Source organism: Halobacillus ihumii, from assembly GCF_902726645.1.
Classification (GTDB): domain Bacteria; phylum Bacillota; class Bacilli; order Bacillales; family Halobacillaceae; genus Halobacillus_A; species Halobacillus_A ihumii.
The window spans coordinates 2,103,318-2,116,119 of record NZ_CACVAO010000001.1; the positions used below are offsets into that span (position 1 = coordinate 2,103,318).

15 protein-coding genes are annotated in these 12,802 nt (G+C 38.9%); 3 read left to right on the plus strand and 12 right to left on the minus strand.

The genetic code is table 11. The features are described 5' to 3' along the window. Positions 1-117 precede the first annotated feature (117 nt). Genes G6R08_RS10390 through G6R08_RS10400 form a run of 3 tightly spaced genes read right to left on the minus strand, consistent with a single transcriptional unit; the run spans position 118 to position 2,272 of the window. Complete coding sequence (locus G6R08_RS10390; protein WP_163527906.1) at positions 118-315, minus strand: DUF951 domain-containing protein; 198 nt, start codon at positions 313-315, stop codon at positions 118-120. A 22-nt stretch (positions 316-337) separates the two neighbouring features. Continuing rightward, complete coding sequence (locus G6R08_RS10395; protein ID WP_163527907.1) at positions 338-1,222, minus strand: mechanosensitive ion channel family protein; 885 nt, start codon at positions 1,220-1,222, stop codon at positions 338-340. Positions 1,223-1,276: 54 nt separating this feature from the next. Further along, on the minus strand, positions 1,277-2,272 hold the full coding sequence (locus tag G6R08_RS10400; RefSeq protein WP_163531279.1) for a YkvI family membrane protein: 996 nt from the start codon (positions 2,270-2,272) through the stop codon (positions 1,277-1,279). A gap of 112 nt (positions 2,273-2,384) precedes the next feature. On the opposite strand from G6R08_RS10400, the gene yyaC reads away from it, so the two are divergent. Then, positions 2,385-2,993 (plus strand): spore protease YyaC, encoded by a 609-nt coding sequence (gene yyaC, locus G6R08_RS10405; RefSeq protein ID WP_163527908.1) that lies wholly within the window; start codon positions 2,385-2,387, stop codon positions 2,991-2,993. Positions 2,994-3,008: 15 nt separating this feature from the next. On the opposite strand, the gene G6R08_RS10410 is transcribed toward yyaC, so the two are convergent. From G6R08_RS10410 to msrB, 5 genes are all read right to left on the minus strand, one after another. Further along, positions 3,009-3,713, minus strand: coding sequence for a DUF554 domain-containing protein (locus G6R08_RS10410; RefSeq protein WP_163527909.1), 705 nt, complete (start codon positions 3,711-3,713; stop codon positions 3,009-3,011). An 87-nt stretch (positions 3,714-3,800) separates the two neighbouring features. Beyond that, positions 3,801-4,643, minus strand: a complete 843-nt coding sequence (locus G6R08_RS10415; protein ID WP_163527910.1) for a ParB/RepB/Spo0J family partition protein — start codon at positions 4,641-4,643, stop codon at positions 3,801-3,803. After that, a complete protein-coding gene (locus tag G6R08_RS10420) occupies positions 4,624-5,397 on the minus strand; it encodes a ParA family protein (protein ID WP_163527911.1) in 774 nt (257 codons plus the stop codon). The genes G6R08_RS10415 and G6R08_RS10420 overlap by 20 nt, the downstream gene beginning before the upstream one ends. A gap of 113 nt (positions 5,398-5,510) precedes the next feature. Then, entirely contained in the window at positions 5,511-6,392 is an 882-nt protein-coding gene (gene noc / locus G6R08_RS10425; RefSeq protein WP_163527912.1) for a nucleoid occlusion protein, read from the minus strand. A gap of 507 nt (positions 6,393-6,899) precedes the next feature. After that, positions 6,900-7,472 (minus strand): peptide-methionine (R)-S-oxide reductase MsrB, encoded by a 573-nt coding sequence (gene msrB / locus G6R08_RS10430; protein WP_338035428.1) that lies wholly within the window; start codon positions 7,470-7,472, stop codon positions 6,900-6,902. A 175-nt stretch (positions 7,473-7,647) separates the two neighbouring features. Here msrB and G6R08_RS10435 point away from each other — a divergent pair, with 175 nt between their 5' ends. Then, the gene (locus tag G6R08_RS10435; RefSeq protein ID WP_163527913.1) at positions 7,648-7,947 is read left to right on the plus strand and encodes a hypothetical protein; all 300 of its coding nucleotides are present in this window, start codon (positions 7,648-7,650) and stop codon (positions 7,945-7,947) included. A gap of 211 nt (positions 7,948-8,158) precedes the next feature. Here the strand turns inward: G6R08_RS10435 and G6R08_RS10440 are convergent, their stop codons facing one another. Both G6R08_RS10440 and G6R08_RS10445 read right to left on the minus strand, forming a co-directional pair. Then, complete coding sequence (locus G6R08_RS10440) at positions 8,159-9,220, minus strand: dipeptidase (protein WP_163527914.1); 1,062 nt, start codon at positions 9,218-9,220, stop codon at positions 8,159-8,161. A gap of 267 nt (positions 9,221-9,487) precedes the next feature. Then, the gene (locus G6R08_RS10445) at positions 9,488-9,985 is read right to left on the minus strand and encodes a hypothetical protein (protein WP_163527915.1); all 498 of its coding nucleotides are present in this window, start codon (positions 9,983-9,985) and stop codon (positions 9,488-9,490) included. A 454-nt stretch (positions 9,986-10,439) separates the two neighbouring features. Here G6R08_RS10445 and G6R08_RS10450 point away from each other — a divergent pair, with 454 nt between their 5' ends. Beyond that, the gene (locus G6R08_RS10450) at positions 10,440-11,309 is read left to right on the plus strand and encodes an SDR family oxidoreductase (protein WP_163527916.1); all 870 of its coding nucleotides are present in this window, start codon (positions 10,440-10,442) and stop codon (positions 11,307-11,309) included. 22 nt (positions 11,310-11,331) lie between these two features. Here the strand turns inward: G6R08_RS10450 and G6R08_RS10455 are convergent, their stop codons facing one another. Both G6R08_RS10455 and rsmG read right to left on the minus strand, forming a co-directional pair. Beyond that, complete coding sequence (locus G6R08_RS10455; RefSeq protein ID WP_163527917.1) at positions 11,332-11,835, minus strand: metallophosphoesterase family protein; 504 nt, start codon at positions 11,833-11,835, stop codon at positions 11,332-11,334. 233 nt (positions 11,836-12,068) lie between these two features. Beyond that, complete coding sequence (gene rsmG / locus G6R08_RS10460; protein ID WP_163527918.1) at positions 12,069-12,785, minus strand: 16S rRNA (guanine(527)-N(7))-methyltransferase RsmG; 717 nt, start codon at positions 12,783-12,785, stop codon at positions 12,069-12,071. Positions 12,786-12,802: the final 17 nt, after the last annotated feature.

Here is a 12,802-nt window from a genome sequence, read left to right on the forward strand (position 1 = left end):
AAGGAAGCCTGTTTTTCATATTTACTCTATTTAAAATTCAAATGTCAGGTCCTTTAACCTCAGTTTATTTAAAACCAACCTTCATATAGGGAGTTAAACTAATGCTGAGAAACCTTGTTATTGTTCACTCGTTTCGAGTACTTTCTTCATCTTCGTTTCAAACTTTTTACGCGGGATTAGGACACTATGCCCGCATCCTTCGCACTTAATTCTAATATCAGCACCCATGCGAATAATTTTCCAGCGGTTTTCTCCGCAAGGATGTGCTTTCTTCATTTGAACTATATCGTTTAAATGATACGTTTTCTCTGCCATAGCTTTTGCCTCCCGGATATAATTAAGATGGTTCCTGTCTCGTTTCTTCTTCGTGACGTGAGTACATCACAATACGCGGATAAGGAATTTCAATCCCTTTTTCTTCTAAACGCTGTTTCACTTCTCTTCGAATCGCACGAGCTACACCCCAGTGTTCCATAGGGACTGTTTCACTAATGATCCTCATCATGATTTCTGAAGCATTTAAATTATCTACACCTAGCAGTTCAGGTATAGCTGTCATCTGCTCATATCGTTCTGGTAATTCCTCAAGAAGTTCGGATATGATCTGTTCTGTATATTCAATATTATTTTCATAGGCAATCCTCACATCAACTACAGCAATGCTATTGTGAATCGAGTAGTTGGTGACTTGGGTAACATTCCCATTCGGAAGAATATTGATCTCCCCTGTCCAACTTTTGATTTTAGTCGTCCGTAAACCAATTTCCTCAACAAATCCCTCTACACCAGATGTCAGCACATAGTCTCCTACAGAAAATTGATCTTCAAAGATAATGAAGAAGCCGGAAATGATATCACGTACGAGGTTTTGCGCACCAAACCCAATCGCTAAGCCAGCCACCCCAGCACCGGCAAGCAACGGCCCGATTTTGATACCAAATACTTCTAATATCATGATAAATGCTGTGAAATAAACGATGTATGTCATCGTATTAATCACAAGCTTTTTGAGAGTAGATTCACGGCGTGCAGTAATCTGGAAGGGACCTCGTCTACGGTTTTCAAAAAATCGTGATATGATTTTACTGCCGATCCGAATGATTAATAACGAAACAAATAGAATCAGCAATATTTGCAATAGTCCCTGTCCAATTCCAACCCACAATTCAGGTCCTGTTATATAGTCAACGAATTTTTCCCAGTCTACTAAAGCCTCCTTCATAAATTACCCTCCTAAGTTTCAGTACTAGAATATGAAACTTATTTTAACAGGTTTCTACCGAATTTTGAATCGATGTATGAAAGGGGAAAGCAGAAGGGAACCCAAAACATATAAGTTAAGCAATCCATAGAGAGGATACAAGTATTCGATTAATGTAGAGAAACCAAAGGATGTAAACGGAACCATGATGACAATAGTAATCATGGAAAGGATCCATAACGGTTGTTGTAAATATTCTCTGAACCGAGTTACAATTCCAAGCATCCCTGAAGCAGCGGTCGTGAACATAGCAGTCCACATTACGATCGACATAAATATCATCATTTCAAACGGATACTCTTTTAATATAGCGAATAAAGGAATTTCATATAAAATAATTTCCTCCGAAATTTGTATTAAGCTATTATTATATAAATAAGAAACTACCCCCAAAAGGAGACCACTTCCTATGCTGGCTACCCATATTTCACGCTGGCTTTCCACCTTGTTTCCTATCGCACCAAGAACGGCTATTAACGGAACAACATTAAGGGCTGTAAATGGAAAGGCTGCTTTCCAATTGCTTGTCTCCTTTATGTGCCCGAACATAGATAAGTTCTGGTCATGAGTAAATAAAAGCAAGACAAAGAGCAATCCACCAATTAATAATGGAAGAACTAAGCTATTAACCGTCACGATCCCTTTTACATCCCAAACAAACAGTAAAATTAAAGGGATAATAATAGCCAGTACCCCTAATCGGTAAGAAAAGTGAAAGGCTTGCCATGTTGCACCACTTCCCGCCAGCATCACCACTGTTGTCGTAAATAAATATATGATAATCATCCCATCATAAATGCCCGTCAGGTGCCTTCCAACCACTTTTCTCAGAACAGGTAAATAATGACCCGCATTCTGTTCATAGCTGATTCTCATAATACTCATACAACAGAAACTAAACATAAACGAAAATAAAAGGATCGCCAGACTGCTATCTTGTCCAAAAAACTGCCATAGTTCTCTACCAGATGCATAGCCAGCGCCAATTGTTGTTCCTATGATTAAGCACATCCATTTGAAACCTGCTCTCACTACAACCGCTCCCTACTCGATATATTTTGCCACGTATAGAAACATGAAAAGCCTTATATACTGTTACTAATATGTGTCTGGAGGGGTACCTATGAATGTTAAGGACAAGTTTTCAAAAGGTGAGCAGCGTGTACATGTAGACGATCCAAATATGAGTGAACAACTTAGTCATTACCTATTGGAGTCCCTTCCTAAGGACGAGCAAGTTATTATTGCATGTATCGGTACTGACCGATCAACTGGAGATTCTTTAGGACCACTGGTTGGTTCAATGCTTCGTGACCACCCCTTAAAAACTTTCCACGTTTATGGAACATTAGAGCAACCCTTACATGCCCTAAACCTGAAAGATACAATAAAAGCTATCTATCGTACTCATCCATCGCCATTCATTCTTGCTATTGATGCCTGCCTTGGGAAGAATTCTTCTATTGGAAGTGTATCTATCGGAAAAGGAACTCTTAACCCTGGAGCTGCTTTAAAAAAGGACCTGCCGCCTATAGGTGATATGCATATAAGCGGAATGGTTAATGTGGGGGGATTCATGGAATATGTAGTCCTGCAAAACACCCGTCTGCATCATGTTATGAATATGGCTGCAAAAATTGCAGCAGCTATCCGTTTGGCAGAAGAACAACGCGAGAAGGGCCTTTATACTTACCAGCCTTTAATAGCTGCAACAAAAAAACAGCAACGGTAATCTTCCGTTGCTGTTCTAAAACCACTGCATCACATAAAGAACAATTCCGACTATAAATAATGAGGGTAATAAATTCGCTACTCGTATTTTTGTCAACTTTAGTAAATTTAACCCAATTGCAACAATCAGTAATCCGCCAGTGGCTGTCATTTCCACAATAAATAAATCGAGCATCTCCTTGGGGATCCACCTATTGATTTGCGTGGCTAGTAAAGCGATACCCCCTTCGTAAAGTACAACAGGAATAACCGAAAAGATAACACCGATTCCGAGCGTAGAAGTTAATACTAAAGCAACAAATCCATCGATGATAGCCTTCGTAATCAACACTTCATGATCATTACGAAGACCACTATCTAAAGCTCCAATAACAGAAAGTGCTCCTATGACAAAGATTAGTGAGGCTGTAATAAACCCTTGAGAAATAGTTGACTGCTTTTCTGGTCTTGAGAACTTTCTCTCCACCCAGCGGCCAACATATTCTAGTCGTTCCTCCAAATGAAGAGCCTCTCCAACGATTGCCCCTATGAGAAGACTCAGTAAAACCACGACAATATTATTCGTCTCAAACCCCATCTGCAATCCAATCAGGATAACTGCTAAACCAATCCCACTCATAACCGTTTCTTTAAATCGTTCTGGAATTTTCGTGAAGAATAAGCCAAGTAATGTACCAACGAATATACATAATCCATTTACAATAGTCCCTAATAATACCATAATGCACTCTCCAATAGTTGTTTCACGTGAAACCTTATAAAATTGTAATAAAAAGGCCTGGATATCAAACGACCAGGCTGTTGGCTCTTATTGACTTTCAAACCAGTTTAAAATCCGTTCAAGATCCTCATCATTAAGAAACTCAATCTCAATTTTCCCTTTTCGTTTGCCTTTATGAATGTTGACACTAGTCCCCAAACGCTGTTTAAGACTTTCTTCCCGTTCACGAATAAAAATATCTTTTACAGGTTCGTTCGTGTTTTTTTTAGGCTTATCTTCATTTATTTCTAAAATAAGCTTTTCGACCTGACGTACGTTTAAACCTTCTGATTCAATGCGTTTCATAACAGGTATAACCTTTTTCTTATCTTTTAACCCTAAGAGAGCCCGGCCATGCCCCATAGACAAGGAGCCATCGTTAATCCGTTCACTAACTTCTTGAGGCAGTGTCAGCAGCCTCACAAGATTAGCAATATGCGAACGACTTTTACCAAGACGCTTAGAGAGATTGTCCTGAGTAACGCCTAATTCCTTGATTAGATTTTGATAAGCATGCGCCTCTTCGATAGGCGTTAAATCTTCACGCTGAAGGTTTTCAAGAAGGGCCAGCTCCATCATTTCGTCATCCGTCAATTCCCGGATTAAAACAGGGACATAATCAAGCCCAGCCTGCTTGGCTGCACGAAACCGCCGCTCCCCTACTACAATTTCGTACCCCTTAATACTCTTTCTCACAATCAATGGCTGAAGAATTCCATGTTCTTCAATGGATTGTTGAAGTTCATTAATTGCCTCTTCAGTGAAATGTTTTCGTGGTTGATAAGGATTGGGTCTACAATTCTTCACCTTAATTTCATGAATCTGTTCATTGTCTTTAACATTCATGTCATTAAATATTGCATTTATGCCTTTACCTAACCCTCTCGCCATTTGCCATCACTTCCTTCGCTAAGTCTAAATATACTTCAGCCCCGCGTGACTTGGCATCATATAAAATAATAGGCTTGCCATGACTGGGCGCTTCACTTAAACGAACATTGCGGGGAATAACTGCACGGTAGACACGATCTTGAAAATATTTCTTCACTTCTTCAATCACCTGAATACCTAAGTTTGTACGAGCATCCAGCATTGTTAATAACACACCCTCAATCATAAGGTCTTTATTCAAGTGTTTTTGAACAAGACGAATAGTGTTAAGCAGCTGGCTCAACCCTTCAAGAGCATAATACTCACATTGAACAGGAATCAAAACTGTGTTCGATGCTGTCAAAGCATTAATCGTCAACAGACCTAATGAAGGCGGACAATCAATAATGACATAATCATACTCATCTTTCACTTCATCAATGGCATGTTTAAGCCTTACCTCTCTGGAAATCGTAGGGACAAGTTCAATCTCTGCTCCAGCTAACTGAATGGTGGCTGGGATAGCATCGAGGTTTTCCACCATTGTTGCAGTACGAACTTGAGGAGCATCAACTCCATCTACTAGTACATCATATATACATTGACTTACTTCTCCCTTTTCTACACCAACACCACTCGTAGCATTACCTTGCGGGTCAATATCTACTAAGAGCACCTTATTGTTTAAGTAAGCCAGGCATGCGCTTAAATTAACGGCTGTTGTTGTTTTTCCAACGCCACCTTTTTGATTGGCAATGGAAATCACTTTACCCATGCTGTCACCTGCCTTTTTCCTTATCATCACTTCGTTTTACAGCTGCTAACTTTATTTCTTTCAAAAAACACCCATCTTCACAGCTGCAGGATAGATGGGCGGTAAAATGTAAGCTATGTTTTTTTCTTAGGAATTTTTATTGTGAATTGATAATATTCGTCATGATCTTCTTCATTTGTTTCAACATCAATTCCAGTATCTGAAACCATATCAAGAGATTGGCGGATGGTATTCATCGCAATTCTCATATCTTTATTGACACCTTTAAGCTTCGGCTTTTTCTTCTTTGGCTTTGGATCCTGCAGCTTAGCAATTCGCTCTTCTGTCTGCTTGACGTTTAACTGCTTTTCAATAATTTCATCTAGAAGCTTTTCCTGATTCTCCGGTTCTTTTAAAGCAATCAGAGCCCGCGCATGACGTTCTGTTATCTCTTTATTCATAACAGCTCGTTGTACGGATTCCGGGAGTTTTAACAATCGCATTTTATTGGCAACTGTAGATTGACTCTTCCCTAGTCTTTGAGCAAGTGCCTCCTGAGTTAATTCATGAATCTCAATTAAACGTGCGTAAGCTGTAGCCTCCTCAATTACTGTTAACTCTTCACGTTGCAAGTTTTCGATTAAAGCAACAGAAGCGGTTTGAGCATCATCCATCTCCCGAAGAATGGCAGGAATGGTTTCCCAGCCAAGTGATTGGACAGCACGCCACCTGCGTTCGCCCGCAATTAACTCATAATGATCTTCGTTCAAACGACGCACAACAATTGGCTGAATCATCCCGTGCGTATGTATCGTCTGGGCGAGTTCACTAATCTTTTCATTGTTAAAAATAGCCCTGGGCTGATAACGGTTCGGTTGAACACTTTCGACAGGAACTTGCATGACTTCATCAGGGTTGTATTCTACTTCTTCGTTGTTATTGCTATTGCTGTTGTTATCTGGCTCCGACTCTGACTTGTCACCCAGTCCGAACAGACGACCAAAAGGATGTAACACGATCAGACACCACCTTTTTTCGATCAAGCACACGATCAAATATGTTTCACGTGGAACATTCATTTTATCAAATAGAAAAAAGCGCCGCAGGCTGAAGAGCTGCTGCGCGTACGTATGCCTTTTTGAATCTATGATTTATTTTATCATATTTTGGCTAGTAAAAGTATCTAGTAAATCGAATATTTCTAATATCGACTTCTATTACAAAATAACGACTCATTATACAAAATTCCACTACCATTGTATGATGAATAATGTTAAATTTCGACTCTAAGCTACATGACTCTGAATCTATATACTTTCCTAGGTTACAAAAATATAACTATAATAAATCACCATTTTCCTAATAACTATCTTACCATTACTACCCTTGAAGTTCCTAGAAATTTTATTGCTTTCGAAGATGTTGAATATGGAATTATCTTATTGACATAAAAAAACTGCACCTCATTTTGTTAGTTATAACTTAAAAAATTTGGGTGCAGTTTCTTTAAATCCTAAATTTTTTTATTGGAATAGATGTATGAACTCCTCATATCCTTTTTCCTTAAGTTTTTCCTTAGGAATGAAGTCCATAGCTGCAGAGTTCATACAGTAACGTAATCCTGTTGGCTCTGGACCATCGTTAAAAACATGACCAATATGGGAATTAGCTTCTTTACTTCTAACCTCTGTACTAGTACCAAAGATACCACGATCTTTTTTCGTTACAATATTCTCTTCAACTAACGGTTTAGTAAAGCTAGGCCATCCGGTCCCCGAATAAAATTTATCGGTAGAGCTGAAAAGCGGCTCACCTGATATAACATCTACGTAGATTCCTTGTTGTTTATTATCCCAATACTTATTTTCAAAAGCCTTTTCTGTTCCATTCTTTTGAGTAACTTTATATTGGAGAGGTGTCAGTATTTCTTTTAACTCAGCTTGGGAATATGTCACCTTTTCACCATCCTTATTTCTCACATCTACGATCCGTTCAGCGTTGTTCACTTCCCCGGAGATCTTATTATAAACGCCTGGACCCATAAAGACAGTCAAACCAATCAAGGAAACAATCGAAACTAGCCATATTTTTTTCACTTATGCTGCCTCCTTTTTAGAATGAGGTTTACTATACCCTCTAGGGTTATTTATAATCCAATTGTAACATTTAAGTACACAACAGCTAATTTATGTGCTTGCTCCATTTTTTTATTATGAGAACCGTCTTCCATTCGTTATAATATTAAGTAAATGAGGAAAAGGAGCTAACAGGATGAACCGAAAAGAAATGGAAGATCAAGTCATACAAAGTTATCAACAAGACGAACAAATGATGATCCTCGTGTTTGCTCAATGGTGTATTAACCATGATTTGAAGCCTGTTGATCTCTATAAAGAAGCCTACCCTGACCAAGCAGGCAATGAGTCGTTGAACCAAGCATTAGAATTAACTGTTCCTAAAAAAGAAGCTGGAGAAATTCCGGATGATACATTGCTTGGTGTATTGTCCCTATTTGGAAACGAAGATTTAGCTTTTGTCGTAACTAAATATATGGAGAAATTTAAAAAGTAAAGCGGCTCCCTTCTTCGTGCCGCTTTTCATCCTCACCATAAAAAACATCTAAACAAAATCATTAGATAAAAAAAACCTGTTAAGTACATTATTAACAGGTTCTTGCCTATTTACTTCTTTTAAATGCCTCAAACAACACATTACTGTTTCAGATAGAAGTTATATGTTTCACGTGAAACATTTATTCTAGTAATTAGATCTCCTAATGTAGTTATTTCCAAGTCTCCTTCAAAACCCGAAGCCAATTTTCGCTGGTTAACTTACGTAGATCATTATTACTATACCCACGATCCTTTAACAGTTTTATCACTTTGGGCACTCCCGTCACGTCACCTAATGCGTCCGGAATCGTCGTACCATCAAAGTCAGATCCTAAGGCAACATGTTCGATACCAATACGACCTGCAATATAATCGATGTGTTTCACGATCGTTTCTAGAGGTGTATTCGTATCTAACTTTCCATCTGGCCGTAGCATGTTTACAGCATACGTCACCCCTACTACTCCATTGGATTCCGCGATGGCATCCAGTTGCTTATCAGTTAAATTACGCGATATCGGACATATAGTGTGTGCATTTGAGTGAGTTGCCACCAGGGGCGCATTAGAGAGTCCTTTTACATCCCAAAACCCCTTCTCATTAAGATGTGATAAATCTATCATGATGCCAAGTTTATTACATTCCTGTACAAGTTTTTTCCCAGGCTCTGTAAGGCCTGAGCCAATATCAGGAGTGGAAGGATAGCGGTATGGCACACCTTCAGCAAATATATTTGGACGACTCCATACAAGACCAAGTGAACGGAGGCCAGCTTGATAATATACGTGTAATGCATTAAGGTCTTCATCGATGGATTCGGCTCCCTCAAAATGGAGAATAGCACCTAGCGTTTCATTATGTACTAGATTTTCCAATTCTTCAAAGCTTTTGACAACTGTTAAAGCTCCATTAGATTCGGTTTGCAAGTGATAAAGTTGAGCAACCATTGCATTTGTCATGTGATGACAATATTCATAGTCGACAGGTGAGGGTAAAGGAAGGTCGTAACCATTTTCAGTCATATACTCCTCAAAATCTGGAAGCATTGCCCCAGACGGATTCGGACAAAAAACAGCAAAAAAACCAGCACTAAACATACCTTTGCTTGCTCTGGTCAAATCAATGTGCCCCACTGATGTTTTATGAAAAAATAGATGATCACTGCTACGCTCTTCTAGATAAAGCTTTAACAACGTATCATTATGACCATCAATAGTTGGAAACAGATTCATGATATTCCTACCTTTCTATTAACACTAACTTTTGCGACTGAGATCACTTTCATATCTCTAACTTCCAAAGGGTATCCATACACTACTCTTTATGCTTTGTAAATTTGTTGAAAACAGGTGCTGCTGGAGATTGAAAATAATTTTTTTTGCCATATCCCACATCCACTCTACCTTAAGATTTCGTCGCAATATGGTTTTTTCCTACTTTTTTCTAAAAAAAGATCAGCTGTTATTTAAGCTGATCTCTATTGTCCTAGATTCTATTTATTAATTGGGTTTGATCGTTTTTTTAATATCATGCTCGTCACCGTTAACTACAGTAAGGTTTTCATTATCATCAGAGTCAGTTAATTCATCTTTTGCTTCATTAACTTTACTGTTTACATCTTTCAATTCCTCACTTGCTTCTTTTGCAGTAGAGACAATTTCTTCAGAATCTACTTTAACTTCTTGAACCTTTTCTTTTAACTCCCTGCCTTCGTTATCAAGGATATCTTGAATCTTGTTAATAGCTTCTTTTGTAACAGAGGTAGTTCTTTGAATACGATTGACAAGCTCTTCTTTAGTGCCAGATGGATCTGCTTTTACTTTAGAAACATATTGACTTAAAGTGTCCTTCGTTGCTCCTGACCTCTCCTTTAACCTTGTACGCTCAGACGGATTTTTAATTAAAACAAAAGCTCCTCCTATTATTGCCCCGGCAGTCATGGCTAATGTTAATTTACCTGTGAGCGATTTTGTTTGCACCTGTGTTTGTTGTGTCATACCTAACCCTTCTCCCTTCGAATTGATATTATATTTTTCTTACCATTATTTCCGATGCGGTTTCGCTGCCGCTCTTAACTAGTATTCCTAATTCCAATTTTCTTTACGGAAAATCCGTATTGATCTCTGCTTGGGATATGGATTTAAATTTGGTTTTTTCTACAAGGAGGCAACTCGACACCTTTTCCATAGAAATTACCCTAAAATCTATGTTTGAAAACATGAAACAATGTGATACTTCATAAGCTCTTTACACTGCTCTTTAAATGACTTAAATAATACCCATCTATCTTATCATTTGTTACCAGTTCATTCACCTCAAAATATTTAAGGAGTCGTTCCTCATCAGGTCAGCGATAAACTAAATAAAGATGTTCTTATTGTTTGAAATTATTAGAATGTGGTATGCACTTCAATATAACACATGATACTTGTGAGCGAGGAGGAATGATTCATGAAACGAATGGATAGGCAAACAGAAGGGCAACCCGGACAGGAACAATCCAAACAGCCTGGTCAAGAAGAAAAGCTACATCCTCAGCCACTTCAAGCCGACGATGATTATAAAAGTGGAGATAAACTTATTGGCAAAGTAGCCTTAATTACAGGGGGCGACAGTGGAATTGGGCGTTCTGTCGCCATTGGATATGCCAAAGAAGGGGCTGATATTGCCATTTCTTATTTAGAAGAACATGAGGATGCAGAGATCACAAAGGAAACGGTTGAAGCGGAAGGTCAACGTGCCATTTTAATCCCTGGAGATGTAGGTGAGGAATCGGTATGTAAAAATGCGGTAACACGAACAGTTAAAGAGTTAGGATCTCTTGATATACTAGTCAATAATGCTGCCGAACAACATCCTACAGATAACCTTTTAGACATCTCGACTGAACAACTCGAAAGTACATTTAAAACAAATATATACTCTATGTTTCATATGACAAAAGCTGCCCTGCCTCATCTAAAAAGCGGCAGTTCCATTATTAACACAGCATCAGTAAACCCTTATACAGGCAATCCACAATTAGTCGATTATACAGCAACGAAGGGAGCTGTAGTAGCTTTCACACGCTCCATGGCTAAACAACTCGTAGAGAAAGGCATTCGAGTAAACGGAGTAGCCCCTGGTCCAATCTGGACTCCCTTGATCCCATCTACTTTTTCTGAAGAAAAAGTAGAGCAATTCGGAACAAACACGCCTATGGGTCGGCCAGGGCAACCTGTTGAACATGTCGGAAGTTATGTGTTGCTTGCTTCTGATGATTCAACTTATATCACTGGACAATTTATCCATATTAATGGCGGAATGATTATGCAAAGTTAATAAAGAAACATGGGCCCCGAACTCATGTTTCTTTATTGCTGTAAAAGATATGGTCGGCACGAAGACCTTGATGATCCACAGTAATAACCCCAAATGAGTAATAAGGAAGACGGCGCTTGTCCGTTACAGAGCCAGGATTAAACAACATCGTTTTCTTCACGAATCTAAGCAGTGGTAAATGCGAATGACCAAATATAATGAGATCTAGTTCTTCTCCTTCAAATTCTTCTATCACTCTTTTTTCTGTTGTCTTTTTGTCACCATGACCATGAACAATTCCTACTTTGCAGCCCTCCCATTCTGTAACAACTCTTCGTGGCACCACTTCTTTCAGCTCATTATCATCCACATTCCCATAAACTCCAATTACTTCCCCATAAGTAGATAACTGATTATATACATTGATTGAATGCCAGTCACCGGCATGGACAATAAGGTCTGCCGTATAAAGTTCCTGTATTAAACGGGTGGGGAATTGTTTCGCTTTCTTAGGCATGTGGGTATCGGAAACAACAATAATTCTCATATTTTCCCTCCTTGATATTGACTATGTAAGTTTATTAATTAGGGTGGTGGTGCTAAATCTGTTGAATTAAGTGGAAAGAGGTCTATTTGCAATGCAAATAGACCTCTTTCATGATGAGTAGAGCTCCCTTACGTTAGCTCATAAGTAAGATTACAATCTCTGAATAGGATTTATGAGCAAGTTATTTCCGAGGAAATAACTACACGTACAAACGCCCCCATCCTTATATCTAACTATTGAATAGGTGCTTTATTCGGCGTCCCCGCTTTTCGGGGATATTTCTTAGGTGTTTTTCTACGTTTTTCAACTATAGCAATATTACGCTCGCTACCCTCTTCGGGCAGTTCGAGCGTATGAATCTTTTGCACTTCCCCGCCAACCGTCTGAATAGCAGCTTGTGCTTCTTTCATCTCGTCTACTAAATTCGGGCCTTTCATGGCCATAAAATGGCCCCCCTTAATCGCAAGCGGCAAGCATAGCTCACTTAAGACAGACATTCGAGCTACAGCACGGGCCATCACTAAATCATAACCTTCCCGAAATTTAGCATTCTTGCCGAAATTCTCTGCGCGATCATGATAAAAAGCGACATCGTTCAGCTCAAGTTCATGGGCTAAGTGATTCAAAAAGGTGATCCGCTTCTTTAAAGAATCGACAATCGTCACCTGTAAATGAGGGAAGGCGATTTTTAATGGAAGACTTGGAAACCCAGCCCCTGCCCCAACATCACATATTCGAAGCGGCTTACTGAAATCGTGATAAAAGGCTGCGGTTAAGGAATCATAGAAATGCTTTAAATAAACACCTTCCTGATCTGTAATCGCTGTTAAGTTCATTTTGTCATTCCATTCGACTAAAATATGAAAATACGTTTGGAATTGCTGCTGCTGTTTTTCACTTAGTTCGATACCTTGTTGATGTAATGCTGTAAGAAAGGTTTGTTTATCCATGAGTCCATCCTTTCACT

Excerpts from the sequence above, each read along its gene's own strand:
- G6R08_RS10435 (WP_163527913.1), top strand. The coding sequence starts at position 7,648 with ATGAACCGAAAAGAAATGGAAGATCAAGTCATACAAAGTTATCAACAA.
- rsmG (WP_163527918.1), bottom strand. The coding sequence starts at position 12,785 with ATGGATAAACAAACCTTTCTTACAGCATTACATCAACAAGGTATCGAA.
- G6R08_RS10420 (WP_163527911.1), bottom strand. The coding sequence starts at position 5,397 with ATGGGTAAAGTGATTTCCATTGCCAATCAAAAAGGTGGCGTTGGAAAA.
- G6R08_RS10445 (WP_163527915.1), bottom strand. The coding sequence starts at position 9,985 with ATGACACAACAAACACAGGTGCAAACAAAATCGCTCACAGGTAAATTA.
- G6R08_RS10450 (WP_163527916.1), top strand. The coding sequence starts at position 10,440 with ATGAAACGAATGGATAGGCAAACAGAAGGGCAACCCGGACAGGAACAA.
- yyaC (WP_163527908.1), top strand. The coding sequence starts at position 2,385 with ATGAATGTTAAGGACAAGTTTTCAAAAGGTGAGCAGCGTGTACATGTA.
- G6R08_RS10440 (WP_163527914.1), bottom strand. The coding sequence starts at position 9,220 with ATGAATCTGTTTCCAACTATTGATGGTCATAATGATACGTTGTTAAAG.
- G6R08_RS10395 (WP_163527907.1), bottom strand. The coding sequence starts at position 1,222 with ATGAAGGAGGCTTTAGTAGACTGGGAAAAATTCGTTGACTATATAACA.
- G6R08_RS10455 (WP_163527917.1), bottom strand. The coding sequence starts at position 11,835 with ATGAGAATTATTGTTGTTTCCGATACCCACATGCCTAAGAAAGCGAAA.
- G6R08_RS10410 (WP_163527909.1), bottom strand. The coding sequence starts at position 3,713 with ATGGTATTATTAGGGACTATTGTAAATGGATTATGTATATTCGTTGGT.
- G6R08_RS10415 (WP_163527910.1), bottom strand. The coding sequence starts at position 4,643 with ATGGCGAGAGGGTTAGGTAAAGGCATAAATGCAATATTTAATGACATG.
- G6R08_RS10400 (WP_163531279.1), bottom strand. The coding sequence starts at position 2,272 with ATGTGCTTAATCATAGGAACAACAATTGGCGCTGGCTATGCATCTGGT.
- G6R08_RS10390 (WP_163527906.1), bottom strand. The coding sequence starts at position 315 with ATGGCAGAGAAAACGTATCATTTAAACGATATAGTTCAAATGAAGAAA.